Annotated in this window: 24 protein-coding genes; 11 read left to right on the top strand and 13 right to left on the bottom strand. The window is 69.1% G+C overall.

From position 1 onward, the window contains the following. The first annotated feature begins 37 nt into the window (after positions 1-37). From ACFRAQ_RS02045 to ACFRAQ_RS02010, 8 genes are all read left to right on the top strand, one after another. On the top strand, positions 38-1,186 hold the full coding sequence (locus ACFRAQ_RS02045) for a hemopexin repeat-containing protein (RefSeq protein ID WP_379092841.1): 1,149 nt from the start codon (positions 38-40) through the stop codon (positions 1,184-1,186). Positions 1,187-1,342: 156 nt separating this feature from the next. Then, the gene (locus ACFRAQ_RS02040) at positions 1,343-2,203 is read left to right on the top strand and encodes a cold-shock protein (protein WP_379092838.1); all 861 of its coding nucleotides are present in this window, start codon (positions 1,343-1,345) and stop codon (positions 2,201-2,203) included. A 917-nt stretch (positions 2,204-3,120) separates the two neighbouring features. Further along, positions 3,121-3,483 carry a hypothetical protein gene (locus ACFRAQ_RS02035; RefSeq protein ID WP_379092835.1) on the top strand — a complete coding sequence of 121 codons (363 nt, stop codon included), beginning with the start codon at positions 3,121-3,123 and terminating at the stop codon, positions 3,481-3,483. 196 nt (positions 3,484-3,679) lie between these two features. After that, positions 3,680-4,531, top strand: coding sequence for an alpha/beta fold hydrolase (locus ACFRAQ_RS02030; protein ID WP_379092832.1), 852 nt, complete (start codon positions 3,680-3,682; stop codon positions 4,529-4,531). A gap of 36 nt (positions 4,532-4,567) precedes the next feature. Then, the gene (locus tag ACFRAQ_RS02025) at positions 4,568-5,014 is read left to right on the top strand and encodes a VOC family protein (protein WP_379092829.1); all 447 of its coding nucleotides are present in this window, start codon (positions 4,568-4,570) and stop codon (positions 5,012-5,014) included. Between the two features lie 19 nt (positions 5,015-5,033). Next, positions 5,034-6,491 carry a dihydrolipoyl dehydrogenase family protein gene (locus ACFRAQ_RS02020; RefSeq protein ID WP_379092826.1) on the top strand — a complete coding sequence of 486 codons (1,458 nt, stop codon included), beginning with the start codon at positions 5,034-5,036 and terminating at the stop codon, positions 6,489-6,491. Positions 6,492-6,640: 149 nt separating this feature from the next. Continuing rightward, positions 6,641-8,083: an aldehyde dehydrogenase gene (locus tag ACFRAQ_RS02015; RefSeq protein ID WP_379092823.1), complete on the top strand. Its 1,443-nt coding sequence runs from the start codon at positions 6,641-6,643 to the stop codon at positions 8,081-8,083. A gap of 192 nt (positions 8,084-8,275) precedes the next feature. Continuing rightward, positions 8,276-9,871 (top strand): ABC-F family ATP-binding cassette domain-containing protein, encoded by a 1,596-nt coding sequence (locus ACFRAQ_RS02010; protein ID WP_379092820.1) that lies wholly within the window; start codon positions 8,276-8,278, stop codon positions 9,869-9,871. A 63-nt stretch (positions 9,872-9,934) separates the two neighbouring features. Here ACFRAQ_RS02010 and ACFRAQ_RS02005 read toward each other — a convergent pair whose 3' ends face one another. Together ACFRAQ_RS02005 and ACFRAQ_RS02000 are read right to left on the bottom strand one after the other, a co-directional pair. Then, entirely contained in the window at positions 9,935-10,972 is a 1,038-nt protein-coding gene (locus tag ACFRAQ_RS02005) for an alpha/beta fold hydrolase (RefSeq protein WP_379092817.1), read from the bottom strand. 87 nt (positions 10,973-11,059) lie between these two features. Continuing rightward, positions 11,060-13,774, bottom strand: coding sequence for an ATP-binding protein (locus tag ACFRAQ_RS02000; protein ID WP_379092814.1), 2,715 nt, complete (start codon positions 13,772-13,774; stop codon positions 11,060-11,062). A 130-nt stretch (positions 13,775-13,904) separates the two neighbouring features. Here ACFRAQ_RS02000 and ACFRAQ_RS01995 point away from each other — a divergent pair, with 130 nt between their 5' ends. The 3 genes from ACFRAQ_RS01995 to ACFRAQ_RS01985 are packed head-to-tail and all read left to right on the top strand — an operon-like array spanning position 13,905 to position 14,953. After that, on the top strand, positions 13,905-14,333 hold the full coding sequence (locus tag ACFRAQ_RS01995; RefSeq protein ID WP_379092811.1) for a hypothetical protein: 429 nt from the start codon (positions 13,905-13,907) through the stop codon (positions 14,331-14,333). Then, positions 14,333-14,464, top strand: a complete 132-nt coding sequence (locus ACFRAQ_RS01990; RefSeq protein WP_357280600.1) for a hypothetical protein — start codon at positions 14,333-14,335, stop codon at positions 14,462-14,464. Before ACFRAQ_RS01995 ends, ACFRAQ_RS01990 begins: the two co-directional genes overlap by 1 nt. 57 nt (positions 14,465-14,521) lie before the next feature. After that, complete coding sequence (locus tag ACFRAQ_RS01985) at positions 14,522-14,953, top strand: hypothetical protein (protein ID WP_379092808.1); 432 nt, start codon at positions 14,522-14,524, stop codon at positions 14,951-14,953. 4 nt (positions 14,954-14,957) lie between these two features. Here ACFRAQ_RS01985 and ACFRAQ_RS01980 read toward each other — a convergent pair whose 3' ends face one another. The 11 genes from ACFRAQ_RS01980 to ACFRAQ_RS01930 all read right to left on the bottom strand — a co-directional run bounded on the left by ACFRAQ_RS01980 (position 14,958) and on the right by ACFRAQ_RS01930 (position 24,455). After that, the gene (locus ACFRAQ_RS01980) at positions 14,958-15,662 is read right to left on the bottom strand and encodes a hypothetical protein (RefSeq protein ID WP_379092805.1); all 705 of its coding nucleotides are present in this window, start codon (positions 15,660-15,662) and stop codon (positions 14,958-14,960) included. A gap of 20 nt (positions 15,663-15,682) precedes the next feature. Next, positions 15,683-16,048, bottom strand: a complete 366-nt coding sequence (locus ACFRAQ_RS01975) for a peroxiredoxin (protein WP_379095730.1) — start codon at positions 16,046-16,048, stop codon at positions 15,683-15,685. 44 nt (positions 16,049-16,092) lie between these two features. Next, on the bottom strand, positions 16,093-17,664 hold the full coding sequence (locus ACFRAQ_RS01970) for an HD domain-containing phosphohydrolase (RefSeq protein ID WP_379092802.1): 1,572 nt from the start codon (positions 17,662-17,664) through the stop codon (positions 16,093-16,095). Between the two features lie 84 nt (positions 17,665-17,748). Next, entirely contained in the window at positions 17,749-18,237 is a 489-nt protein-coding gene (locus ACFRAQ_RS01965; RefSeq protein ID WP_379092799.1) for a carboxymuconolactone decarboxylase family protein, read from the bottom strand. Between the two features lie 148 nt (positions 18,238-18,385). After that, positions 18,386-18,949 (bottom strand): DUF4822 domain-containing protein, encoded by a 564-nt coding sequence (locus ACFRAQ_RS01960; protein ID WP_379092796.1) that lies wholly within the window; start codon positions 18,947-18,949, stop codon positions 18,386-18,388. Between the two features lie 14 nt (positions 18,950-18,963). After that, on the bottom strand, positions 18,964-19,665 hold the full coding sequence (locus ACFRAQ_RS01955; protein WP_379092793.1) for a TetR/AcrR family transcriptional regulator: 702 nt from the start codon (positions 19,663-19,665) through the stop codon (positions 18,964-18,966). Between the two features lie 13 nt (positions 19,666-19,678). Next, positions 19,679-20,593 (bottom strand): SDR family NAD(P)-dependent oxidoreductase, encoded by a 915-nt coding sequence (locus tag ACFRAQ_RS01950; protein ID WP_379092790.1) that lies wholly within the window; start codon positions 20,591-20,593, stop codon positions 19,679-19,681. 2 nt (positions 20,594-20,595) lie between these two features. Next, on the bottom strand, positions 20,596-21,372 hold the full coding sequence (locus ACFRAQ_RS01945; protein WP_379092787.1) for a crotonase/enoyl-CoA hydratase family protein: 777 nt from the start codon (positions 21,370-21,372) through the stop codon (positions 20,596-20,598). Then, positions 21,365-22,906 (bottom strand): class I adenylate-forming enzyme family protein, encoded by a 1,542-nt coding sequence (locus ACFRAQ_RS01940; RefSeq protein WP_379092784.1) that lies wholly within the window; start codon positions 22,904-22,906, stop codon positions 21,365-21,367. The genes ACFRAQ_RS01945 and ACFRAQ_RS01940 overlap by 8 nt, the downstream gene beginning before the upstream one ends. Beyond that, on the bottom strand, positions 22,903-24,048 hold the full coding sequence (locus ACFRAQ_RS01935) for a thiolase family protein (RefSeq protein WP_379092781.1): 1,146 nt from the start codon (positions 24,046-24,048) through the stop codon (positions 22,903-22,905). The genes ACFRAQ_RS01940 and ACFRAQ_RS01935 overlap by 4 nt, the downstream gene beginning before the upstream one ends. Next, on the bottom strand, positions 24,045-24,455 hold the full coding sequence (locus ACFRAQ_RS01930) for a zinc ribbon domain-containing protein (RefSeq protein ID WP_379092778.1): 411 nt from the start codon (positions 24,453-24,455) through the stop codon (positions 24,045-24,047). Before ACFRAQ_RS01930 ends, ACFRAQ_RS01935 begins: the two co-directional genes overlap by 4 nt. Between the last annotated feature and the right edge of the window lie 34 nt (positions 24,456-24,489).

Below are 24,489 nucleotides of genomic sequence, written 5' to 3'. Positions count from 1 at the left end.
AGGCTCAGCCAGCAAATACTACGAGAGGGAAGATGCAATGCCTATCGACGCTGCCCTCGATTCGGGCACCAAGACCTATTTCTTCAACGGCGGCCAGTACATCCGCGTTACCCGCGGTGACACCGGTGCCGGAGCTGTCGACCCCGGCTACCCGGCGGACATCTCTGCATGGGGCTGGCCGGCCGGCTTCGGAAATGACGGCATCGACGCCGCGTTTCGCTCGGGTCCAAAGTGCTACTTCTTCTCCGGCAGCCGGTACATCCGCGTCACCCGCGGCGACACCGGTGCCGGAACTGTCGACCCCGGCTACCCGAAGCACATCGACTCATGGGGCTGGCCGGGTCGCTGGGCAACTGACGGCATCGACGCCGCCTTTCGCCGCGGCGACAAAACCTATTTCTTCGCTGGTAGCAAATACATCCGTGTCACCCGCGGCGACACCGGTGCCGGGACCGTCGACCCCGGCTACCCGCAGCAAATCGCCGGAGGTTGGCCACTGAACGAATTCGGCAGAGACGGCATCGACGCCGCCCTGTACTCGGGCACCAAGATCTATTACTTCAAAGGCAGCCGGTACATCCGCGTCAATCACAGCACCGGCCTCGGAAACATCGACGCCGGCTACCCGGCGGACATCTCCGCATGGGGCTGGCCGACTGGCTTCGATTCCCATATGAATGGCATTGATGCCGCCCTGTACTCGGGTTCGAAGTGCTACTTCTTCAACGGCGGCAAGTACATCCGCGTCACCCGCGGCGACACCGGTCCTGGAACTGTCGACCCCGGCTACCCCGCCGATATCTCCGCATGGCAGTGGCCAGAGGGCTTCGGAACAGACGGCATCGACGCCGCCCATCACTCGAATGGGTGGTCCAAGACAACTACCGGCACCCACCGCTCAAGGACATATTTCTTTGCCGGCAACGAATTCATCTCAGTCGCGCGCGGTGACACCGGTTCCGGGACCCTTGATCCCGGCTACCCGGGATCCATAGCGGCATTGGGCTTGACCGCGTACGGCTTCGGAAATGAGGGCATCGACGCCACCCTGTATTCAGGTTCGAAGTGCTATTTCTTCAAAGGCGGCCGGTACATACGCGTCACCCGCGGCGAGACCGGCGCCGGAACAGTCGACCCCGGCTACCCCGCAGACATTTCCGCATGGCACTGGCCGGCGTCGTTCTAGCCAGGACCTGGCAATGTGAAGGATTACCGCCGACCATGGATTGGGGTTACTACCAGTATCGGATCGGTCGTGCTGAGCGATCCGGTGATCGAGCATCGCTCCAGCGTGCCGGCCAATACCCGCAACGAACGCACTTGCAGATGAAAAGGAGATGGGGTGACTATTACAACGCAACAACAACAGGAAGTCAGCTTCGAGCAATGGGGCATGGCAACCAGTGCCTTCATCGGGAGTCCGTCGGGAGCGTGGTTTGAAGTCGGTTGCCGCGCCGCCGAACTGGACAGTGCCACTGCGGCGAGCTTCGGGGACCTATTCAACGAGCTGGCCGAGATGGGCCTGAAGTCCGACCAGCACACGTCTGCACCGGCAGTCTATCGCGCGCGAATCGTTGAAGCCGACCCTATGGTGCGTGCAGCGGTCAACTGGCTGAACATCGTGATGCCCGGATTCGAGGTCAAGTCGATCTACATCGACTCGGCGGGCACATTGTCGGCACGGGATCTGTTGTACACATTCACTTTCCGCTACCCGGGTTTGGGGCCCAGGATCGCAGAGATCCCAGTTCCGGTGTTCGGGTCAATGCCGTCGGGGCTGCAGAGCCTGTCAACGCTGCTGGGGAAAGCGCCCCTGCTGGCGGCGACGACAGAGCTCGCCGCAGGGCAGTATGCGATGGCCATCTTTACCGCGGGGGCGACCTTTGCTGTCTACATCACGGCTCCGCACCTGGAAGTGATCCAGGAGGCGACAACCGAAGCGCACCGCCGCTGGTGGCAGCAAAAACTCAACGTGGACTCACTGCCGCACTCGCATACCGGAACAGTGAAATTGTTTGACCCGGCCAAACAATTCGGTTTCATCAAGCCTGACGACGAGGGCCAGGACGTCTTCGTGCACGCATCGGCGATCACAACACCTGGTCAACCATCACTTGTCGCTGGCCAGAGGGTCACATACGAGATCGGGCAGGGCAGGAAGGGACCGAAAGCCACCAACGTGCGGATCACCCCCACCTCATGAGCTCTCTGGTGAGAGTTCCCGCTCAAGCTCAAGCGCCTGCACAGGAATGAAGACAGCGGCATGAGGACCTCCAGCCGGCCAGGACGTGACTGTGCAGTGGACGCCACCTGCGGCGGGGCAGTGGCAGCTCATGATGGCCCATACAGCCAGGGCGGCTACGGCACCCCCTTTGGAGGGCCACTGGCAGTCACCATAATGCAGTCCGCTCCGGCCGAGCCGAGTTGCACCCAGCCCACCGGCGGCGAACCGGTAGCGCGAGTTCCATTCCGGTGATCGGCGGCCTCCTCAGCAGCCTGTCGGCCCGGTCGTAGCAACTGACCCTGCAAGTGCCCCGGTTTCCCTGAGCCGCCGGGGCATTCGCGGTCGTCTCAGCGCACTTCTCATGGACGCGGAAGCGGTTGAGCGACGCGTCGCCTTGCTGACCACTCACTAACGCTGACTTCAAGATCATTCTTCGCCACCCACTGGCGGCACGGAAGGCACAAGGGCCTGAACGACCCCCTGGCGTCCTCTTGCGAGCGGCTCCCGTCCGCAGTTCGTCCGCAGCAGATGCAGGTACCGCCCGAATCGACCAACACCGTCAACACGCGAATGCCTGTTCACGCTACGGATCCAACAGAATCAGCGACCACCCAATACGGACAAACCCAATCGAGTTGTCGTTCGCATCGAGAAGGTCAGGGGTTCGATTCCCCTTAGCTCCACCGAACACAGAGCCGCAGGTTGATGACCTGCGGCTCTGTTGCATGTTCGGAGAGGCGCGGATCCGGAAGGTGTCTGCCGAAACGAAACTGGGCATCTGCCCGATACGCTTCGGAACGTCCGACCTGGTTTGTCGGGTGTTTGGTTCCTCGAGTTGGGTAGTCCGATCGGGAGTCGGCTCCTGGCTCTTCATGCGATACGAACCGAGGGGATTCATGGGCAAGTCATTGGGTATCGCCGCGACGGTTGCGGCCATGAGTGTTTCGGGATTGGGCTTCGGGGCGGTGGCCGGGTCGGGTAGCGCGCAGGCCGCGCCACAGGACTGCAGCGTGACGCGAGGGGTGTTCGACGCGTCCGCGGTCTGCGGGGCGGATGGCGGCACCAACTATGTGCTCCATCTCGACTGTGTCGGCCTTTACGCCAGCGGGCCGTTCCCGCTGTATGCCGTCGGGCCCTACAAGGTGCTCAGCTATCCCTTCACACCCTCCGGTCAAACCATCTCGGCAGGGTGCACCGGAATGGGTCCCGGCGTCTTCGCCGTGGCGACAAATGCCTACGTCGAGATCTACCACCCTTAGTCCACAGTCACCGCCCGTGACCTCGACAGAGGTCACGGGCGGTTGTCGTTTCAGCGTCGAGATCGCCGACCTCGACCGACGACGCACCGAGGGTGTACGTCGCCGGTAGCGTCAGCTGACGGATGTGGCGGTGGGGGCCGGAGGGCGACAGTGGGATCACGTTGTTGGATCTCACTGCTTCGGAGGATGAAAACTCATGGTCGGCAATGGATATGGATGGCTGCGGCGGCGGGCGGCGCGGGTTGCCACGGCGGTCGTGGCGGGGGTGGCCGGAGGCGGTCTGGTTGTCGCGTGCAGTGCGGAGGCCGTCACCAAGGCCGGGCCCGTGGATGATGCGCCGCGGCCGACCATCGTGCTGGAGCACGGGGCGTTCGCCGACGGGTCGAGTTGGAACGCGGTGATCGAGAAGCTGCGGAAGGATCGGTATCCCGTGGTGGCGGCGGCCAATCCGCTGCGGGGCCCGGCGAATGATGCCGCCTCGCTGCGGGGACTGATCAGCAAGATCGATGGGCCCGTCGTTCTGGTCGGGCATTCCTACGGCGGGTCCGTCATCAGTGCGGCGGCCGCGGGGAACGACAAGGTGAAGGGGCTGGTCTATGTGGCCGCTTTTCTGCCCGCGGTCGGTGAGAACGCGCTCGAACTGACCAACAAGTTCCCGGGGTCGACGCTGCCGGGCACGCTGAATCCGGTGGCGTACACCGGTGTCGACGGGGTCGCGCAAACCGATCTCTACATTCAGCAGGACAAGTTCCGGGCCCAGTTCGCGGCCGATGTCCCCGAGAGCGAGGCGGCTCTCGCGGCGGCGGCGCAGCGGCCGATCGCGCAGGCGGCGTTGGAGGAGCGGGCCACCGTCGCGGGGTGGCAGGACAAGCCCAGCTGGGACATCGTCACCACCGAGGATCTGAATATCCCGGTGCAGGCGCAGCGGTTCATGGCCGAGCGGGCGCACGCGACGGTCACCGAGGTGAAGGCGTCGCATTCGGTGGCCGTGTCGCATCCGGATGTGGTCGCGGACGTGATCGAGCAGGCCGCCGCGGCCGCGCACTGAACCTCGACAATCCTTACACCACAGGAGAACACGATCATGGATATGAAACTCGAAGTCGTCGTGCTGCCCGTGTCGGATGTCGACCGCGCCAAGGCGTTCTATGTGGATCGGCTCGGCTTCCGGCTGGACGCGGATTTCGCGGTGAACGACGGCTACCGCGTCATTCAGGTGACGCCGCCGGGGTCCGAATGCTCCATCATCTTCGGGGCGGGTGTCAGCGACTCCGCGCCGGGAACGCTGCGCGGCCTGCACCTGGTGGTCACCGATATCGAGAAGGCGGTCGCGGAGTTGGCCGAGCGCGGGGTCGCCGTCGACGGTCCGTTCCGGGACTCGACCGGCGTCTTCCATCACGCCGGCACCACCGATCGCGTCGCCGGCACGCACCCGGAGCGCCGCAGCTACGGTTCCTTCGCGGCGTTCGACGACCCCGACGGCAACAGCTGGTTCCTGCAGGAAATCACTCAGCGCGCACCCGGCCGCTGACCCGGACCGAAAGCAGATCATGTCCGACGAGAACATCCAGATCTACGACGTCATCGTCCTCGGGGCGGGGCCGGTCGGCGAGAATGTCGCCGACCGCACCGCCGCCGCGGGACTCCGCACCGTCATCGTCGAATCCGAGCTGGTCGGCGGCGAATGTTCGTACTGGGCTTGCGAACCCAGCAAGGCGCTGCTGCGGCCCGCGTTGCTGTACGGCGAGGCCGCGCGGTTCCCGGGCGTCGCGAACGCGGTCACCGGTCCCCTCGACGCCGACGCGGTCCTGAAGCATCGCGACCGGATGGCGGCCGATTGGGACGATCGGGGCCAGGTCGAATGGCTCGAGTCGGCCGGCATCGAATTGGTGCGCGGTCACGGGCGGCTCGACGGGGTGCGGGAGGTGACGGTCGAGACTCCCGGCGGCGGCACCGTGCGATTGCGGGCCCGGCACGCGGTCGCGGTGTGCACGGGCACCCGGGCGGCCTTGCCGCCGCTGCCGGGCTTGGACGCGTTGCGGCCGTGGACCAGTCGTGAGGCCACCAGTGCCCGCGAGGCGCCGCGCCGGCTCGGCATCGTGGGCGCGGGAGTGGTCGCCGTCGAAATGGCCACGGCGTGGCGGGCTCTGGGGTCCGAGGTCGTGCTCATCGCGCGGGAACCGCGGCTGCTCGCCCGCGTCGAGGGGTTCGCCGCGGACCTGGTGGCCGACCGACTGCGGGCGGCGGGTGTCGACCTGCGGTTCGGGTCGGGCATCGTGACCGCGGAACGGGCGGGTGGACCCGACGACGGCATCCACCTCGGTCTGTCCGGCGGTGAGCGGATCGTCGTCGACGAGCTGCTGTTCGCGACGGGCCGGGCGCCGCGCACCGACGATATCGGCTTGGAGACAGTCGGTGTGGGCTCCGGCGACTGGCTCGCCACCGATGACGCGTTCACCGTGACCGCGGTCGACGGCGAATGGCTGTACGCCGTAGGCGATGTCAATCACCGGGCGCTGCTCACCCATCAGGGCAAGTATCAGGCGCGGATCGCGGGGCAGGTCATCGCGGATCGGGCGGCCGGTCGGGAGCTGGACCGTTCGCCGTGGGGCGCGCACGCCGGGACCGCCGATCTGGTCGCGGTGCCGCAGGTGGTGTTCACCGATCCGGAGATCGCCGCGGTCGGCCTCACCACCGAGGAGGCGGCGCGGCTGGACCGCACGGTGGATGTCGTCGACTACGAGATCGGCCGGGTCGCGGGCGCGATCCAGCACGATCCGGAGTATCGCGGCCGGGCGCGCATCCTCATCGACCCGGAGCGCCGGGTGATCGTCGGGGCCACCTTCGCCGGGCCGGGCGTGGCGGAGCTGCTGCATTCGGCGACCATCGCCATCACCGGCGAGATCACCGTGGACCGCCTCTGGCATGCGGTGCCGTCGTTCCCCACCATCAGCGAAGTGTGGCTGCGACTGCTGGAGACCTACCGGGATCAGCGCGCGAAGCCCTGACCGGGGAGCGCCGCGCATCGTGCTCGAGGAGTGGGAGCGTGACCGTCAGCGAGTACGTCATCCGACGCTCGCGGCCCGCACCCGACGGCTTCTAGCGTCACCACCATGACCAGCATCTTTCGCCCCGCCCTCGACGCAGGAGCACACGGATGATCACCTATGACCGGCTCTATGTCGGCGGCGCCTGGACCGAACCCGCCGAACCGGCGCTGCTGGAAATCCTGTCCCCGCACGACGGATCACTCATCGGCGCGGCGGCACAGGCGCAACCCGCCGACGTGGACCGCGCGGTCGCGGCGGCGCGCACCGCCTTCGACAGCGGGGAATGGCGCGACACCCCGCCGAGCGAACGAATCACGGTGCTGCGCGGGTTCAACGAACTGCGCGAGGAGCAGGCCGACCGGATCGCCGAGCTCATCACCGCCGAGAACGGCTCCGCGGCGTGGTTCACCCGGGCGGGTCAGGCCGCGCTGACCCGGCAGGCCAACGCCTATCTGACCGCCGCCGAGAGTTTCGACTGGGAGCGCACCCTCACCCCATCGGACCCGGATTCCCCGGTGCGCAGCGTGGTTCGGCGCGAGCCGGTCGGCGTGGTGGCGGCGGTGATCCCGTGGAACTCCCCCTTCTCGTCCGCCACGTCGAAGATCCTGCCCGCCCTGCTGACCGGAAACTCCGTGGTGCTCAAGGTTTCTCCGGAGAACTCGCTCAGTATGGGCCTGCTGGCCGAGCTGGTGGATCGCATCGGCCTGCCCGGCGGTGTGATCAGTGTGCTGCCCGCGGAACGGGAAACGAGCGAGTACCTGATCTCCCATCCCGGGGTGGACAAGATCGCGTTCACCGGCTCGACCGGGGCCGGTCGCCGGATCGCGGCCATCGCGGGCGAGCAGCTCAAACGGGTCAGCCTGGAACTGGGCGGCAAGTCGGCGGCGGTGATCCTGCCCGATGCCGATCTGACCGCGGTCCTGAACGGCTTGAAGTTCGGTTCGCTGCTGAACAATGGCGAATCCTGTATCGCCCAGACGCGCATCATCGCGCCGCGCTCCCGCTACGAGGAGGTGGTCGAGGCGCTGGCGGGGCTGGTGGCATCCCTGCCGGTCGGTGACCCACGCGACCCGGCGACCTTCATCGGCCCGATGGTTCGCGGCGATCAGCAACAGCGGGTCCGCGACTACATCGAGCTCGGCATCGCCGAGGGCGCGCGCCTGGTCTGCGGCGGCCCGCAGCTGCCGCCGGGGCTGCGGGACGGCTTCTATGTCACGCCAACGGTTTTCGCCGATGTGACCCCGTCCATGCGGATCGCCCGAGAGGAGATCTTCGGCCCGGTGCTGGTCGTCCTCGCCTACGACGACCTCGACGACGCCGTCCGCATCGCCAATGACTCCGACTACGGGCTCTCCGGAGGCGTGTGGTCGGCGGACGTCGACGCGGCGCTGTCCGTGGCCCGGCGAATCCGGACCGGGACCGTCACCGTCAATGGCGCGCCGGTCGGCTTCGACGGCCCGTTCGGCGGCTTCAAGGCCAGCGGGATCGGCCGCGAATACGGCGCGGTCGGCCTGGGCCAGTACACCGAATTCCAGACGATCACCGTCTGACGTCGCTGCTAGGGTGGTCCCGTGCTCATCGAGGAAGTCGACAGAATCTAGCCGCCCGGTCGAAGGCGGCGCTTTCTCACACACCTGTCGCTCGGCCCCATCGGCCGAGCGTTCCTGGCCTTCGCCCGGCTCCGAGACGTTCCCGAATCACGTCCGGCCGCTCGTTCGCGAGCAGGAAAGAGTCGACAACCCATGTCCACATCCATGCCTTCCGCCGTCACCCTGCGGAATCTGTCCTTCGAATGGCCCGACGGCAGCATCGCGCTGTCCGGGCTCAGCGGCACCCTCGGCACCGGGCGCACCGGTGTGGTCGGCCGCAACGGCGCGGGGAAATCAACGCTGTTGCGGCTGATCGCCGGAAGCCTGACCCCGACGGCGGGGCGGGTCGAAACCACCGGCGCGGTCGGGTATCTCCCGCAGAGCCTCACCCTCGGCCGTGAGGCGACGATCGCCCACTTGCTCGGTATCGCGGGCAAGCTCGCGGCGTTGCGCGCGATCGAGTCCGGCGAGACGAGCGACGAGCATTTCGAGACGATCGGCGACGACTGGGACATCGAAGCCCGCGCCGACGAGGCCCTCCACGACATCGGTTTCAGCGCAGCCGATCTGAACAGACGGGTCGGCGAGATCTCGGGTGGCGAGGCCGTCCTGGTCGCGATCACCGGCCTGCGGGTCCAGCGCACCCCCATCACCCTGCTCGACGAACCGACCAACAACCTCGATCGCGAAACCCGCGCCAAGCTGGCCGGATTCGTGGATTCCTGGCCCGGAACCCTGATCGTGGTGAGTCACGATCTCGAACTGCTCGAGCGGATGGACGCCACCGCGGAGCTGCGCGGTGCGGAACTGGCGGTCTTCGGCGGACCCTTCAGCGCCTGGAAGGCGGCTGTCGAACAGGAGCAGGCCGCGGCAGTCCAGGCCGCCCGCACCGCCGAACAGGCCGTGAAGGTCGAGAAGCGGCAGCGGATCGAGGCCGAGACCAAGCTGGCCCGCCGCGAGCGCACCGCCCGCGCGACACAGCGGGACGGCGGGATTCCACGGATTCTCGCGGGCAACCGGGCCAGCCGGGCCCAGGGCTCGGCGGGCGCCATGCGCACCACACTGGACGCGAAACTCCACGCCGCGCAACAGCTGCTGGACGACGCGTCGACCCGGGTCCGCCGTGAGGAGCACATCCACCTCGATCTCCCGGATCCGGATGTGCCGCGCAGCCGCCGGATCGCGGAACTGCGTGACGGTGATCGGCGGGTCATCATTCAGGGCCCGGAACGCGTCGCGCTGGTCGGCCCCAATGGCTCCGGAAAATCGACGCTGATCGAGAACCTGCTCACGAGCCGCGATCCGGAACGGGGCAGTCTGCTCACCGATCGGGTGGGGTATCTGCCGCAGCGTCTGGACAACCTCGACGAGGACGCCAGCGCGCTCGACAACGTGCACGCCGCGGCACCCACGGCAGCCCCGGCCGCGATCCGTAATCATCTGGCCCGCTTGCTGTTACGTGGCAGCAGTGTCGAACGTCCGGTCTCGACGCTGTCGGGCGGTGAACGCTTCCGGGTGTCGCTGGCCCGCCTGTTGTTCGCCGATCCGCCGGCGCAGCTGCTGATTCTGGACGAGCCGACCAACAATCTCGATATCACCAGCGTCGAGCAGCTGACCGAGGCGCTGGCCGACTATCGCGGCGCGATCCTGGTGGTCAGCCACGATTATCCCTTCCTGCGCGGGATCGGGGTCGACACCGTGGTGGAACTCGAACCGGGCGGCCGCATCCAGCAGCGCGGCTCCCTGTGAATGCCTCCGGCTCCGGGCGCCTTCGTGTGCTCGGAGCCGGATCCGCACAACCTTCCGCCACCGTCAGAGATGGTCGGCGTCGATGATCGCCCGCGCGAACGACTGGGGCGCTTCCTGCGGGACGTTGTGGCCGATCCCGTCGAGGACGCGGTGCTCGTACTTGCCGGTGAACTTGCCGCGATACCCCTTGCCGTCCTTGGCCGCACCGTCGAAATCGCTGCTCACGGTGATCGCGGGCACCGAGATGACCGGCCCGGCGGCGAGCTGCTGTTCGTAGCCGTCGTACTGCGGTTCGCCGGGAGCCAGGCTCAGCCGCCACCGGTAGTTGGAGATGACGATGTCGACGTGATCGGGATTGTCGAAGGCGGTGGCGCTGCGGTCGTAGGTGGCGTCGTCGAAAGTCCAGGCGGGAGAGGCGCGTTGCCAGATGAGCTTGTTGAAGTCGTGGCGATTGCGGTCGTAGCCGACGCGGCCGCGTTCGGTGGCGAAGTAGTACTGGTACCACCAGCCGAGCTCCGCTTCGGGCGGCAAGGGCTGCTGTTGGGCGGCCTGCTGGGTGATCAGGTAGCCGCTCACCGCGACCATGGCCTTGACGCGTTGCGGCCACAGTGCGGCGATGACGTCGACCGTGCGTGCGCCCCAGTCGAATCCGCCGAGCACGGCCTTGTCGATGTGCAGGGCGTCCATGAAGTCGACGATGTCGCGCGCGATGGCCGACTGCTGCCCGTTGCGCACGGTCTGCGGGGACCGGAAGGTGGTTTCGCCGTAGCCGCGCAGGAAGGGCACCAGGACCCGGTACCCGGCGTCGGCCAGCAGCGGGCCGACATCGGCGAAGCTGTAGGCGTCGTAGGGCCAGCCGTGCAGCAGGATCACGGGCTGCCCGGTGGCGGGACCGAATTCGGCGTAGGCGACGTTCAGCACGCCCGCGTCGATCTTCTTGATCGGGCCCAGGCTGGTGTGCGCCCCCGATCCGGCCCGCAGGTTCACGCTCGCGGGAGCCGGCGCGGGGGTGGTGGAGTCGGTGGCGCAGGCGGTGAGGGTGGCCGCGGCCAGGCCCGCCGCCAGCGTGGCGCCGAAGAGGCGTCGTCGGTCGAAGTTCATGCCTTCGACGCTAGGGAGCGGACCCGGGCCGCCGCGTGCGTCGGATGACGTAATCGGTGTCGATCGGTCGCGTCGGCGACCGGCCGATCATCCGGCCGTGTCGTCCAGGGTGGGGAGCAGGGCCGCGAGATCCCCGCGCGAACTGATGCCCAGCTTCGGGAAGATCCGGTGCAGGTGGGTGCTGACGGTCCGGTGCGACAGGTAGAGCCGCTGCCCGATCTCCCGGTTGGTCAGGCCCTGCGCCGCGAGTTGCGCGATGCTCAGTTCGTGCGGGGTGAGCCGCTCGCGGGCATCGGGGTCGCGGTTCGGGCTCGATTCACCGGCGCTGCGCAGTTCCAGGCGGGCCCGCTCGCTCCACGCGGTGAAGCCGAGCGCATCGAAGATCTCACGGGCCGTGCGCAAGTGGGTGCGGGACTCGACCACGCGGCGCTGCCGCCGCAGCCATTCGCCGTAGGCCAGGTGCAAGCGACCGCGTTCGGCCGGCCAGCCGGTCAGATCCGCGGCCAGGGCGGCGGCGAACGCCTCGGCGGCCTTGTCGCCGGCGAGCACCGCTCGGGCGTAGCGCAGGCCGATGTGCAGGGCCGGTGACGGCGTGGACGCGGCGGCCGCTTCGAGACCACGCAGCAGGTCCGTCATGGCGTCGGCTCGACCGGCGCGGACGGCGGCCTCGGCGAGTTCGGTGAGGAAGTACGCGGCCAGCGCCGGCGAATGCGAGGGATCGCGCGGATCGTGGATGCGGGCCAGGTCGGTGAAAGCGTCGTCGAATCGGCCTTCCCCGAGCGCGGTGAGCCCCCGGGTGAGCTGCACGGTGGCGAGCACAGGCCGGGCTCCCGCGGCCAGTCCGGTGCGTTCGGCGTCCGCCGCCAGGGTGGTGGCGTGCGTGTAATCGCCACGCAGCGCGGCGATTTCGGCCTGTACCGACACGATCACCGCATGCATGAACGGCTGCTCGGTCTCCAGCGCGAACGCCGCCGCCTCGGCCGCGATGGGCGCGGCGGTGGCGATATCGCCGAGCCGGGCCAGGCTCCACGCCTGGATCGCGAGCGCCCGGGTCAGCAGCCCCAGCCGTCCGGCGGAACGGAATCCGGGTGCGGACGCCGCGGCGAACTGGGCCGCCAGATCGAACGCGCCGACCTGGTAGGCGGCGCTACTGAGAAAGTGGTCGACCTCGGTGTCGCGGCCGGAGGTGGCCGCCAGCGTGCGCAGGTGGCCGAGGACCTCGTCGCCCCGCTCGAACGGGGCCACGATCGAGTCGATCGCCAGCTTGGCCGGATCGCCGTCGGGAATGGCGAAGGTGTCGGCGACCGCGAGCACCGCGCGCCGGGTGTCGGGCCCGGGTTCGGACCAGAAGCAGCGGGCCGCCGCCGCCCACAGGATCCGCAGCGCGGGATCCGGGTAGCCGTCGGCGGCGACGTCGGCCGCCAGCACGGCCAGTTCACCGATGCGCGTGTGGCTTTCGCGCATGCCGTCCTCGAAACCGCTGAGCAGCCAGGCCGCGGTGGCCTGCTGTCCGGCCGTGAGGGGCAGCATGCGCGCGGCGTCCATCAGCCGTTCGACGGTGTCGCGGCGACCGGCGTCGACGGCCAGTTCGGCGGCGCGCAGCAGGCGGTCCGCGCGGCGGCCGGGGGTGACGGTGAGAGCCGCGGCGTGTTCCATGGCGGCGACCGCGCCGCCGCGGTGCCGGGACCGCTCGGCGGCGGCTTCGAGCGCGGCGGCGACGTCCTCATCGGCGCCGGCCGTGCCCGCCGCCCGATGCCACACCTGACGTTCCGGCGACTCGGCGAGTACATCGGCGAGGGCCAGGTGGGCGCGGCGGCGTTCCGCGCCGGTCGCCGCGGCCACCAGGGCCGACCGCACCAGGGGATGACGGAAAGTGACCGTGCCGGAACCGATGTCGACCAGCCGGGCCGCGACCGCCGGGGCGAGATCCTCGGCGGTGGCGGCGGAATCCAGGAGAATCCCGGCGGCGGTCAGGGTTTCGGCGACCGCGTCGCCGTCGTTCAGGGCGGCGACGAGCAGGACCGAGCGGGTCGGGCCGGGCAGGGCGGCGCTCCGGGCCGAGAAGGCCTGTTCCAGACGCTCGGTCAACGGCAGAGCCGAAGCGCTCTCGGTGAGATCCATTGCGGTCGTGGGTAGCTCGGTCAGGGCGAGCGGGTTGCCGTGCGATTCGGCCAGCACGCGACGCCGGAGCTGAGCGGGCAGATCCGGTGCGATGGCGTCGAGCAGCGCGTTCGCGTCATCGCCGGGCAGCGGTCCGAGCCGCATGACGGTCAACCCGGCGGCGCTCAACGGCGAGGCCGCGCCGTCGCGCCGGGTCGCCAGCAGCGCAACGGGTTCGGAGTCGATGCGGCGCGCGACGAAGGCCAGCACCTCGGCGCTGGCCAGGTCGAGCCAGTGCACGTCCTCGGCGACGATCAGCACCGCGCGCTCGGCCGCCGAATCGGCGAGCAGGGTCAGGGCGGCGAGCCCGACCAGGTGGATGCTCGGCTCGTCGGTGCTCTCCGACATGCCCAGAGCGGTTGTCAGCGCCTCGAATTGCCGGGCGGGCAGGGCGCCGAACTCGCGGCGCAGCGGATACAGGAGCCGTTGCAGCCCGGCGTAGACGAGATTGCGTTCGGCTTCCACGCCCGCGGTTCGCAGCACGCGGTGACCGGCGGCGGAGGCGACGGCGACGGTCTGCTCGACCAGTGTCGACTTCCCGATGCCGGGCTCGCCCTCGATCAGGATGCCGCTGCGCTCGCCGGGTCCGTCCACCAGGGCGGACAGGTCTTTCAGTTCGGTGTCGCGTCCGAACAACGGCATGGTGCGGAATCCTCCTCCGGGCCCGCACGGAAGATGTGGGTCCCGCCGCGACCCTACCCACCGTCGATTACGTCAAGACAGCGTCATCTGACAGATTCGGCGACCCGGCCGTGACCGCGAAGGTATTTCCATGGCTACCGTTCGATTCCACCTGATGTCCACCCTGTCCCCCGCCGAGGTCATGCACGTGCTGACCGACTTCGGCCCGACCCGCCCCGACGCCTGGCCCAGCATCGACGCCGAACACTTCGTCGTCCACGCTCGCGGCGACAATTGGGCCGAGGTCACCGAGGGCACCGCCGCCGCCTGGGAGCGCGCCCGCTACGACTGGGACCCGTCCGGCGACACCGTCACCATCACCACCCTCGATTCCAAACTCTTCGGCGCGGGCGGCGGCTGGGTCTTCCGCATCGCCCCCGACCTGCCCGGCAGCCGGGTGGACGTCGAGCTGACCCGCACCCCGCAGGCGTTCAAGGGCAAGATCCTCGCCGCGCTGCTGCCCCTCATCGGCCCGTCCTCGCTCCGCAAGTCCTTCGCGACACCGCTGCGGGCCGCGTGATGTCCGCATCGCAGCCCCACCAGCACGTGATCGCCGACCTTTTCGTCTGCGGACCGGTCGCGATGCTGCTCTGGTCCGAGACCGCCGTGCTGCACGGTCGCGGTCCGTCGGTGCGAGACCTCCTCGGCTAGTCCGGATCCGGTTGTCGGTTCGGGAAGATCGGGCGGCTTCGCGCGCTTGTACCGTCCATGACGACAACCGGCTCGGAAGACCTCGTGAACCAGCAGAACCCGAACGGATCGACCGTGCTGTCGGTCGGATTGCATCCCAGCGCTGTGGATTACAGCAACTACCCCCAGTTGACCGAGGAGATTCTGACCGCGCGCATCACGGCCGGCGAGGCCGCCTTGCGCGAGGCCGGGTTCGATCTGGTGTCGTGTCAGCTGCCCGCCGACCCCGATGCGGCGGAAGCGGCACTGCGCGAACGCATTGCGGGGCAGACGTTCCGGGCCGCCATGATCGGCGCGGGCGTCCGGATGGCCGGCGAGCACACCCTGCTGTTCGAGCGGCTGGTCAACACGCTGGCCGACGAGGTGCCCGGAATTCGGTTCTGCTTCAACACGTCACCGGAGACCACCATCGACGCGCTGCGCCGCTGGGTGGAGCCCAGCGTGCGCTGACGCGTCAGTCCGCGTCGTCCCGGATCTGCCACATCGCCTGGCCGATCGCCACCACACCGCGGGCGGGCAGGGTGACGTCGCCGATCCGGGGGTTGGCGTCCAGGTGGGCGGGGCGACCGAGGTCGTGACCGTCGAGGACCGCGGTCGAGTCGGTGACCAGGTACATGCGTTCCGGCATGAGAAGGCCGGTGTGTCCGCTGGGCATGGTTCCCGCCATCTGCAGTCGCCCCAATCCCAGTGCCGTGGCCATCATTTCGCGTGAGCGGACGAGGGTGCGGGAGCGCCAGGTGGCGAGTGGCAGGTGGCCGCCGACGGCGTTGAGGGCGCGCAGGGCCGGGGTTTCCGTCACGGTCAGCGTCCAATCCAGGGCGGGCTTGTCGACGGTGACGTGCAGGGACGTCGGGCCCGTCCATTCGGCGCTGATCGACGCGAAACCGGTGTGGTCGCAGGCGGGGCCGTAGTAACGCGGGCACGCGTGATCCAGGCGCTCGCCGTCCACGAAGATCGACCAGCGGCCTTCGGGGTCCCGATGCCAGACGGTTTTGTAAGGGCCGAAATCGTTTTCGGGGAAGACGCGGAGCGCCAGCACATGGCCGCTGTCGAAGGGGAGGCCGAAAACGCCCCAGCCCTTGACGTATTCGTGGCCGGGCCAGGGCGCCTGGCCGCGGTGTTCGGGGAGGCCGGTGAGCCGGGAGGCCAGATCGAGCATGGGGTCACCTCCGGTGGGAGTCAGTAGCTGAAGGTGGTGGCCGGGTCGTCGCCGATCCACTGCCACATCGGAATGGTGCCCTGCAGCTCGGCATTGCCGACCAGGTTGCCGGCCTCGAGTTGCTTCGCGTTGAAGCAGACCGGGCACACGAAGTAGCGGCCGCCGGCCGCTTCGTAGCGTTTGCACAGCTCCTGGAGGGGCGGGCAGCCGTCACAGGCGACGCCGACCGCGGTGTCGGCCAGCGCGAGCCGGACCGCCTCCTTGGTGAGGAACATCAGGGTCTCGCGCCCGGTTTCGGCGGCGCCCACGGCTACCAGGAACGCGACGGTGACCTTCTCGGGGTCTTCGAGCCCGGTGGTCAGGCTGATCACGGCTTTCGACATGATTCGACGGTAGGCGCGGCGAATCCGGATGTCGTCGGGCGTTCTCCCTACGAATCGGTGGTCAGAGTGTCGAGCAGACCGTGCTGGACGGCGTAGAGGGTGACCGTCGAGCGGGTCGACGAACCGGTCTTGGTGTAGATGCGTTCGATGTGGGTGCCCGCCGTTTTCGGGGCGATGCCCAGGGTGCGGGCGACCTGGCGGGTGGACGCGCCGCGGGCGATGAGGGCCAGGACCTCGAGTTCCCGCGGGGTGAGGCCGTCCGGGCCGGTGCGGCGGCGCTGACGGGGCTGTCCCGCCGCCTCGAGGACGGCGTCGACCGCGCCCGCGTCGAGCCGTCCGCGGCGCACCTCGGAGCGGAGTTCGGCGAGAATCCGCTTGGGCGGCAAGGCCTCCCGGTACGCGCGCGGTTCGCTCATCGCGCGATAGGTGTCGGCGGCGGCCAGCAGCCGCGCCGAGACCGGAATAGACGGGCCGGTCAGGCCGCGATGCGCGCCCGAGCCGTCGAGTCGCTCGTAGGCCATGGCGGCGATGGCGCCGATCCGGGCCAGTCCGGCGGGGCGGGCGAGGACCCGTTCGGTGTAGTACGAGTTCATGCGCAGCCGCTCCAACTCGGTGACACTCAAGGGGCCGGGCTTGTCGAGAATCGTTGCGGGAACACCGTGCAACCCGATGTCGTGGAGCAGGGCCGCGCGACGCAGCACCGTGACGTCGGGTTCGGCGAGCCCGGCGGCGGCCCCGGCCCGGGCCGCGAGATCGGCCACGCCGCGCGAGTGGCCCGCCCGATAGGGCGAGCGCAGATCGGTGAAGTCGGCGATCACCTCGAGGGCCGTATCCAGTTCGGCGCCGGTGAGATTGCGGCGCAACGCGGGATCGGCGGCGATGAGCTCCCCGTAGTCCGGATCGGAATCATTGTCGGCCAGCAGGTCCCGCGCCGAGGCACAGAATTCGTCCACCACGGCCGGATCGAACTGGGTGCCCCGCCGAGCCCGGGCGACCTCGACGGCGGCCTCGATTCCGGCGGTCCGATGCAACACCTCGGCCACGTCGGCGAGATGGAACAGCCGCATCCCCAACCCGATTCGATCCCCGCCGACCCCGACCGGCACGCCCTTGCCGTCCCACCGCGCGAAGAACTGCCGCAGCGAATCCCCGACCGCGGGGGCCAGCCCGAGCCGGTCGGCCATGGTCGACGTGGTGAGGCAGTGCGACATGAGCCCGCGCTCGATATCGCGCCCGCCCTTCGCCGCGATCGCCACCGTCTTCCGCACCCGCTGCGCGAACGGCCCGGAAGCCCCCGCGTGCGAGAGGAAGAACCGCGCTCCGCCGAGCCCCCGCAGATCGGTCCCGTAGCTGTCGGCCCGGAACGCGATATCGTCCCCGAACCACGCCGAAACCTCGGGCGCGTCGGCCACACATCCGGCCCAGGCCAGGACCGCGGTGTAGTACAGGTCGGACCGCTCCCCCTCGGTCAGCCCGACCCGCTCCCCCAGTCGCGTGGCGAGCCGCCAGGACCGCAGGACGTGCGCCATCGGCTGGCCCAGGCCGAGATCCATCGCGAACGAGAACGCTGCCAGCAGTGCCGCCAGCGAAACACCCGTCTCCCGAGCGTCACGCGCCATGCTGCGAGCATAGGCGCGCGCCGAGCCGTTCGATCTCGGATCGGCCCGCGGCCTGGACCGACGGGCCGGACCGGGGCGTGCCCGTCAGTCGGCGGCGATCGCCTCGAAGGTGCCCGCCTGGTAGGAGCCGCCCTTGGTCTTCGTGATGACCGCCAGCCGGTTGGCCGCGTTGATCAGCGCGATGACGTAGACGAGCGCCGCGGCCTGGTCCTCGTCGTAGTGTTTGCGGACCAGCGCCCAAGTCTCGTCGGAGACGCCGTGACCGGTGTCGGCGAGGCGGGTGCCCTCCTCGGTGAGGGCCAGGGCGGCCTGCTCGGGCTCGGTGAAAACGGTCGATTCGCGCCAGACGGCGACCAGGTTGACGCGGGTCGCGGATTCGCCCGCGGCGGCCAGCTCCTTGGTGTGGCCGTCGACGCAGAAGCCGCAACCGTTGATCTGGCTGGCCCGCAACTCCACCAGCTCCATCAACGATTTCGGCAGGCCCGACTGGGTGATCGCCAGGCCGACACCGGCGAACCGCTTGCCGAGCTTGGCGCCGACCGCGTTGGTGTTCAGGTCGATTCGGGGTTCCATCATGTGATCCTCACGTGCGGTGATGAATTGGACGACCACAAGACGCCGGAGAACGCGTCCGCGTGACAGCGTCCAGCCTGTGAGGTGGGCCACGGCCGAAACAGAAGACGCCCGCGCCATCCGGGGATGACGCGGGCGCTGCGACCGGTTACTTCGGTTCCGGGTGGGTGGTGGGGGTGTGAATGATGTCGAAGTACACCGTCTTGTCGTTGGCGTCCGGGGACACGCGGTAGGTGAATTCCTTGTCGTTCAAGGTGATGATGTCGGTGACGCGGCGGAACTGCTCCTGTCCCGCATCGTCTTTCGCGACGATGGTGCGGGTCTTGCCATCGGCGGGGACGGACCAGTCGCCGTGCATCTTCGGGGTGTCGTCGAGGTTGTACATGGTGAAGGTGCCGTCGGGCTTGAAGTAGGCGAAGCCGACGTAGTTCTTCACGTTGTCGTCGGTCAGCGGCACCTGGTTGCCCTGGGCGTCGGTGGCGGAGGTGGTCTCCCAGGCGGTCGCGGCCAGCAGGGCCGCCGGGGAACCGGGCGGGACGGCCACGGTGGCGGAGGCGGCCGCGGAGGTGGTGGGCTGGACGGAAGTGGTCGGCTGGGCGGAGGTGGTGTCGGAGCTGGAATTGTCGTTACTGCTGCACGCTCCGAGCGCACCGACCGCCGCGAGGGCCACGGCAAGAGTCGCGATGTTCCTCGTCATCTCTTTACCTGTCATCCGGCCCACTCTAGCTATCCGGTGGCAAGTCCTCGCTCAAGGAATCGCTGGCAGGATCGGATGGCGGCGGGCAGATCCACGGCGTCGGGAGCGATCTGATACTGGGCCGCCACGCCGCGCAACATGCCGGTCAGCACCGTCGCGGTGGACGCCGGTTCGACGTCGGCGGACACGGATCCATTGCGCTGTCCGGCGCGCAGCAACTGCTCGACGCCGTGCCGGAAGCGTTCGTCGTCGGTGGCGAACACCGGGCGCAGCGCCGCCTCGGAAGGCATTGCGGCGCCCCACATCACGAAGAAGGCGCGGCTGGTCCGGGGGTATCCGATCATGGCCGTCAGGTAGTCCTCGGCCAGCCGCGACAGCACCGCGACGGCATCGAATCCGGGCTCCTCGAGCTCGGCCACACCCGCCTCGCCGACGAACTGGGCCTGGATGCGCTGGGCGAGTTGATCGACCAGGGCCGCCTTGGTGCCGAAGTGATGGTTGGCCAATCCGCGGCTGTAGCCCGCGAGTTGCCCGACATCGGCGAGCGACGTCTGGTCGACACCGCGTTCGGAGAACAGCGACTCGGCCGCGTCCAGCAGCGCCTGACCGGCCTGAGCAGCCCGTTCCCGTTGGGTGCGGCGTGGGGGCGGGGCCGCGTCGCTCCCCTTCGCCGCCCGCGCCACCGACTGCTCGGTGGCCTCCGCCATGGACCTCTCCGCGCGACCCGCCATGGCGCAACCCTAACTAGCCCAGTCGTGAACCACCGTTGACGGGCACCACTTGCCCGGTCACGTAGTTCGACAGCGGCGAGCACAGCCAGAAGATGACATCGGCCGCCTCCCCGACGGTGCCGGTGCGGCCCAGCGAGACGAACGGCATCGGCCGCGCCGCGTAGATCTCGGCATCGGTGAGCGGAACATCGGGATCCACGGTGATGCCCATCCGCCGCGCCTGCTTGGCGGGCATGCCGACCCGGATCTCGCGGCCACCGGTGTTGATGACCTCGCGATCGGATTGCGGCTGCCCGAAACGGGTTTGGATGATCCCGAACGCCACCGCGTTGACGTTCACGTGCATCGACCCCCACTCCTGGGCCAGGGTGCGGGCCAGCCCGAGCACACCGGCCTTGGCCGAGGCGTAGTTGGCCGCGCCGTCGAGCCCGAGCAGCCCGGCCATGGAGGACACCATCACCGTCTTGCGGTGCCGCGTGATCCCCTCGGCGGCGTCGGCCCGGTCGGCCGCGCGGAATACCGGCGCGCAGGCCCGGGCCAGGCGGAACGGCACCATCAGGTGGATGTCGAGCATGGCCTGGAACTGGTCGTCGGTCATGGCGTGCACGCGGGCGTCCCACGCGTATCCGGCATTGTTGACCACGATGTCGAGGCCGCCGTACTCGGCGATCGCGTGGGCGACGAGGTCATCGCACGCACCCGGCGCCACCAGGTCTGCGACGAAGGCGCCGGCCGACCCCGCGCCGTAGGCGTCGTTGATCGCGGTCACCGCCTCGTCCGCCTTGTCCTTGTCCACATCGGCGATGACGACCTTGGCTCCATTGGCCGCGAGCAATGTCGAAGTGGCGCCGCCGATTCCGCGGGAACCACCGGTGACGATCGCGACCTGCCCGTCCAGCAGACCGCTCTCGAAGCTCGGTGTCAGCATGGTCAGCGTCCCTTCCAGACCGGCGGCCGCTTCTCGGCGAAGGCGCGCAGGCCTTCTCGCAGGTCCTCGGATTCTTGGAGTGCGGTCAGATAGGGCATCTGCTTCGCCCAGGCTTCCTCGTCGGTCCAGCCCTGGGAGTCGACGACGATCTGCTTGCTCGCCCGCACCGCCAGCGGCCCGGCGGCGCAGATGTCGCGGGCCAGCTCCAGCGCGCCGTCGACCGCCCCGCCCGGTTCGGTGAGCCGGTTGATCAGTCCGAGTTCGGCGAACATCGTGGCGTGCCTGGGCTTTCCGGTCAGGATCAGCTCCATGGCCAGGTGATACGGAATCCGCTTGGGCAGCCGGAAACAGCCGCCGCCCATGGCCACCAGCGATCGCGCGGCCTCCGGCAGGCCCAGGGTGGCGGTGCGCGAGCAGACGATCAGATCGCAGGCCAGGCACAGTTCGAGGCCGCCCGCGAGGGCGTGGCCCTCCACCGCGGCGATGATGGGTTTGACCGGCGGCCGGGCCATGATGCCGAAGCCGCCGCGGCGTTCGGTGACGCCCATATCGCCGGTCGCGGCGGCGATCAGATCCTGTCCGGCGGAGAACACCAGGTCGGAGCCGGTGAGGACCGCGCAGCGCAGCGCGTCGTCGGCCTCGTAGCGGTCGATGGCCGCCTCCAGGGCGCGGGCGGTCGCGCCGTCGAAGGCATTGCGCCGTTCGGGCCGGTCGATCCGGATGAGCAGGATCCGTTCGTCGACGACGTCGGTCACGATGAGATCGGGTCGGTCAGACATTGCGCTCACGTCCTTCCCAATATGGTTGGCGCAGTTCGTGTTTCATAACCTTGCCGACCGGGTTGCGGGGCAGGTCGGTGACGAAGTCGAAGCGGCGGGGGCGTTTGTACCCGGCCAGCCGTCCTTCCAGGTGGGCCAGCAGTTCGGCCTCGGTCGGCGCGGATCCCGGCGTCGCGACGATGTAGGCCAGCGGCTTCTCGCCGAAATCCTCGTCGGGGATGCCGATCACCGCGGCGTCGATCACCCGCGGGTGCGTGACCAGGGCCTTCTCGATCTCGGCCGGATAGATGTTGACCCCGCCCGCGACGATCATGTCCTTGATCCGGTCGGTGATGAACAGGAAGCCGTCGGCGTCGAGGTAGCCGACGTCGCCGGTGCGGTAGAAGCCGTCCTTGATCACGTCCTCGCCGAGCGGCGGACCGCCGAGATAATTGCGCAACACGATCGGCGTATTGACCGCGATCTCCCCGGATTCCCCGGCGGGCAGCCGATTCCACTCCGCGTCGACGATGGCGATCTCGACCCCGTCGAACGGCAGGCCGCTGGTGCCCGGCTTGGCGATCTGATGCTCCGGCGCGGTGTAGCTGATCATGCCGGGTTCGCTGGCGCCGTAGCTCTCCCACAGCACGTCGTCGCCGAAGCGCTCGACCACCCATTCCTTCAGCGACTGCGGGACCGGTGCAGCCCCGGTTCCGAGGTGCCGCAGCGAGGACAGGTCGTAGCGGTCGAGTACCGCGCCGGGCAGTTTCTGCAGGCGCAGCAGCATGGTGGGCACCGCGATCCAGGACTGGATGCGATGCTCGTGGATGAGCCGCAACGCCGCCTCGGCGTCGAAGGGATCCAGCGTGACCACGGTCCCGCCGCGCCCGCACGCCGACGCCGTGACCGCCGGTCCGGCGCCGTGATGGATCGGCATGGTGAGCAGTGCCCGCACCGCGTCGGGCAGGGGCGGGACGGAGGCCACCGAGGTCAGGAACCGGTACAGGCGTTCGGGATCGGTGACGGTGGCCGGGTCGGTCGGCGGGACGCCGCGCGGGTGGCCGGTGGTACCGGAGGTGTAGAGCACGAGAGCGGGCCGAGCCGCACCGAAACGAGTCGGGGCGTCCGGTGTTTCGAGCAGATCCTCGTAGCGGACCCCGGGCGCGCCCGCGGTCTGGCCGACGGTGATCAGCAGGCCGACCATGTCCGGATCCCATCCGGTGACGTCGATGTCATTGCAGGCCAGCCCTTTCGCGCCGCTGTCGCGCAGGATGTACAGCGCCTCGTCCGGGGTCAACCGCCAGTTCACGGCCACCTGGGCCACGCCGAGCTTCTGCAGGGCACGCTGGACGACGAAGTACTCCGGCGCGAGCCGGAACCGCGTGCCGATCCGATCGCCGCCGGTCAGCCCGCACCGGGCCAGGCCTTCCGCGACCCGGTCGGCCGCGTCGTTCCATTCCCGATAGGTCAGCACGGCGCCGCCGCTGACCACCGCGGGTGCGTCCGGTCGATGGACGGCCCAGAACTCCGGGGATCCCATGTCGGGTGTGTTCACCATTCCTCCTCGCGTGCGAGCACGTGTACGGCGCAGACCGCGCCGATTCCGACCATGTGCGCCAAGCCGATTCGCGCATCGGGGTGTTGCCGCGGCCCGGCTTCGCCGCGCAGCTGGACAGCCAGCTCCGCGATCTGCCCGACGCCGGTCGGCCCGATCGGATGTCCCATGGACAGCAGCCCGCCGGAGGTGTTGACCGCGACCTTGCCGCCGATATCGAAATCACCCCGGGCCAGGGCGGCCGCGGCCCGGCCGGGCTCGCACACCTGCATCGCCTCGAGATAGACGAGCTCCTCCACCGTGAAGGCGTCGTGCAGCTCGATCAGATCCACGTCGTCGATGCTCACGCAGGCCGCCCGCAACGCCTCGGCTGTGGTCTCCGCGGTCAGGGCGGCGTCGAAATTCTCGGTGCCGTAATAGGTTTCCGACCGCAGCGCCGAGGACCGCACCCGCACCGCGCGACCCCGGTCGAGGCCGAGGTCGGTGATCGCCCGTTCGGAGACGACGATGGCGGCGGCCGCGCCCTCCCCGATCGGACAGCACTGCAGGCGGGTGAGCACGCCGCTGAGGGCCGGCGGGGCCAGCACCTCCTCGAGCGTTCTGGCCCTGGGGCGCTGCGCGTTCGGATTGAGCGCGGCATTGCGGCTGTTCTTCACCGCCACCCGCGCGATCTGTTCCGGCGTCGCGCCCGTCTCGTGCATGTACCGCGAGGCCAGCAGCGCGAAGTGCGAGACCGGCAGCAGCCGATTCCCGACCAGGTCCTCCAGCCCGGCGGCGCGGGCGGGCATGGTGAGGTTCAGCGGCTTGTCGACGCCGACCGCGATGGCCACATCGTGCAGGCCCGCGGCGACATCGAGGTACGCCTGCCGGAAGGCGCTCGACCCCGACGCGGAGGCGTTCTCGACCTGCACCATCGGGATGCCGGTCGCACCCAGATGCCGATACATCAAGCGCGACAACGCCATCGAGGTGGTGGCGGTTCCGGTGTACGCGGTGTCCACCTGATCCCACCGCAGGCCCGCGTCGGCGAGCGCCGCGCGGACGGCGGTGACGCCGAGCTCCGGATACGGTGTGCGGCCGGCCTTCCGATAGGGATGCAAGCCGACGCCGATGACCCACACCGGCCGCAGGTCCGTGCTCATGCCCGCACCTCGCTCCCGGCCGGAACCGCCGCGAAGGCGGGCTCGACCATCTCGGCGTCGTCGCCCCGCACGACCCGCCAGCGCGCGGCGACCCGATCGCCGATCCGCGGCGCGGGCGAGTCGGGGTGGGTCAGCGCGCGGATCAGCGGCCCCTCGTCGAGCACGATCTCCGCGACGGTGAACGGGGCCGCGCCGAGCGGGTCGACCGCCACCTCCGCGACCGCGAACACCACGCCTTCCGCGCGCAGGGGCCGCGCACGCAGCCGCCCCTCCCCTGCGCCGCACATCTCGCAGCCGAGCCCGATCGGCGGGAAGTACACCCGGCCGCACGCCTCGCATTCGCAGCCGAGCAGCACCGGATCGTCCGGTAGCGGGTCATAGAGCCTGGGGTTGACGGCAACGCGCATCGAGACCTCGCAAACTTACTTGTTGAGCGTTCAG

This window comes from Nocardia sp. NPDC056611, from assembly GCF_042792755.1.
Lineage (GTDB): Bacteria > Actinomycetota > Actinomycetes > Mycobacteriales > Mycobacteriaceae > Nocardia.
Note: the sequence above shows the minus strand (reverse complement) of the source record. Positions and strands in the feature narration are given on the sequence as shown.

Coding starts and splice junctions, on each gene's coding strand:
- ACFRAQ_RS02045 (WP_379092841.1), top strand. CDS start 38: ATGCCTATCGACGCTGCCCTCGATTCGGGCACCAAGACCTATTTCTTC.
- ACFRAQ_RS02035 (WP_379092835.1), top strand. CDS start 3,121: ATGGGCAAGTCATTGGGTATCGCCGCGACGGTTGCGGCCATGAGTGTT.
- ACFRAQ_RS02030 (WP_379092832.1), top strand. CDS start 3,680: ATGGTCGGCAATGGATATGGATGGCTGCGGCGGCGGGCGGCGCGGGTT.
- ACFRAQ_RS02025 (WP_379092829.1), top strand. CDS start 4,568: ATGGATATGAAACTCGAAGTCGTCGTGCTGCCCGTGTCGGATGTCGAC.
- ACFRAQ_RS02020 (WP_379092826.1), top strand. CDS start 5,034: ATGTCCGACGAGAACATCCAGATCTACGACGTCATCGTCCTCGGGGCG.
- ACFRAQ_RS02015 (WP_379092823.1), top strand. CDS start 6,641: ATGATCACCTATGACCGGCTCTATGTCGGCGGCGCCTGGACCGAACCC.
- ACFRAQ_RS02010 (WP_379092820.1), top strand. CDS start 8,276: ATGTCCACATCCATGCCTTCCGCCGTCACCCTGCGGAATCTGTCCTTC.
- ACFRAQ_RS02005 (WP_379092817.1), bottom strand. CDS start 10,972: ATGAACTTCGACCGACGACGCCTCTTCGGCGCCACGCTGGCGGCGGGC.
- ACFRAQ_RS02000 (WP_379092814.1), bottom strand. CDS start 13,774: ATGCCGTTGTTCGGACGCGACACCGAACTGAAAGACCTGTCCGCCCTG.
- ACFRAQ_RS01995 (WP_379092811.1), top strand. CDS start 13,905: ATGGCTACCGTTCGATTCCACCTGATGTCCACCCTGTCCCCCGCCGAG.
- ACFRAQ_RS01990 (WP_357280600.1), top strand. CDS start 14,333: ATGTCCGCATCGCAGCCCCACCAGCACGTGATCGCCGACCTTTTCGTC.
- ACFRAQ_RS01985 (WP_379092808.1), top strand. CDS start 14,522: ATGACGACAACCGGCTCGGAAGACCTCGTGAACCAGCAGAACCCGAAC.
- ACFRAQ_RS01980 (WP_379092805.1), bottom strand. CDS start 15,662: ATGCTCGATCTGGCCTCCCGGCTCACCGGCCTCCCCGAACACCGCGGC.
- ACFRAQ_RS01970 (WP_379092802.1), bottom strand. CDS start 17,664: ATGGCGCGTGACGCTCGGGAGACGGGTGTTTCGCTGGCGGCACTGCTG.
- ACFRAQ_RS01965 (WP_379092799.1), bottom strand. CDS start 18,237: ATGGAACCCCGAATCGACCTGAACACCAACGCGGTCGGCGCCAAGCTC.
- ACFRAQ_RS01960 (WP_379092796.1), bottom strand. CDS start 18,949: ATGACAGGTAAAGAGATGACGAGGAACATCGCGACTCTTGCCGTGGCC.
- ACFRAQ_RS01955 (WP_379092793.1), bottom strand. CDS start 19,665: ATGGCGGGTCGCGCGGAGAGGTCCATGGCGGAGGCCACCGAGCAGTCG.
- ACFRAQ_RS01950 (WP_379092790.1), bottom strand. CDS start 20,593: ATGCTGACACCGAGCTTCGAGAGCGGTCTGCTGGACGGGCAGGTCGCG.
- ACFRAQ_RS01945 (WP_379092787.1), bottom strand. CDS start 21,372: ATGTCTGACCGACCCGATCTCATCGTGACCGACGTCGTCGACGAACGG.
- ACFRAQ_RS01935 (WP_379092781.1), bottom strand. CDS start 24,048: ATGAGCACGGACCTGCGGCCGGTGTGGGTCATCGGCGTCGGCTTGCAT.
- ACFRAQ_RS01930 (WP_379092778.1), bottom strand. CDS start 24,455: ATGCGCGTTGCCGTCAACCCCAGGCTCTATGACCCGCTACCGGACGAT.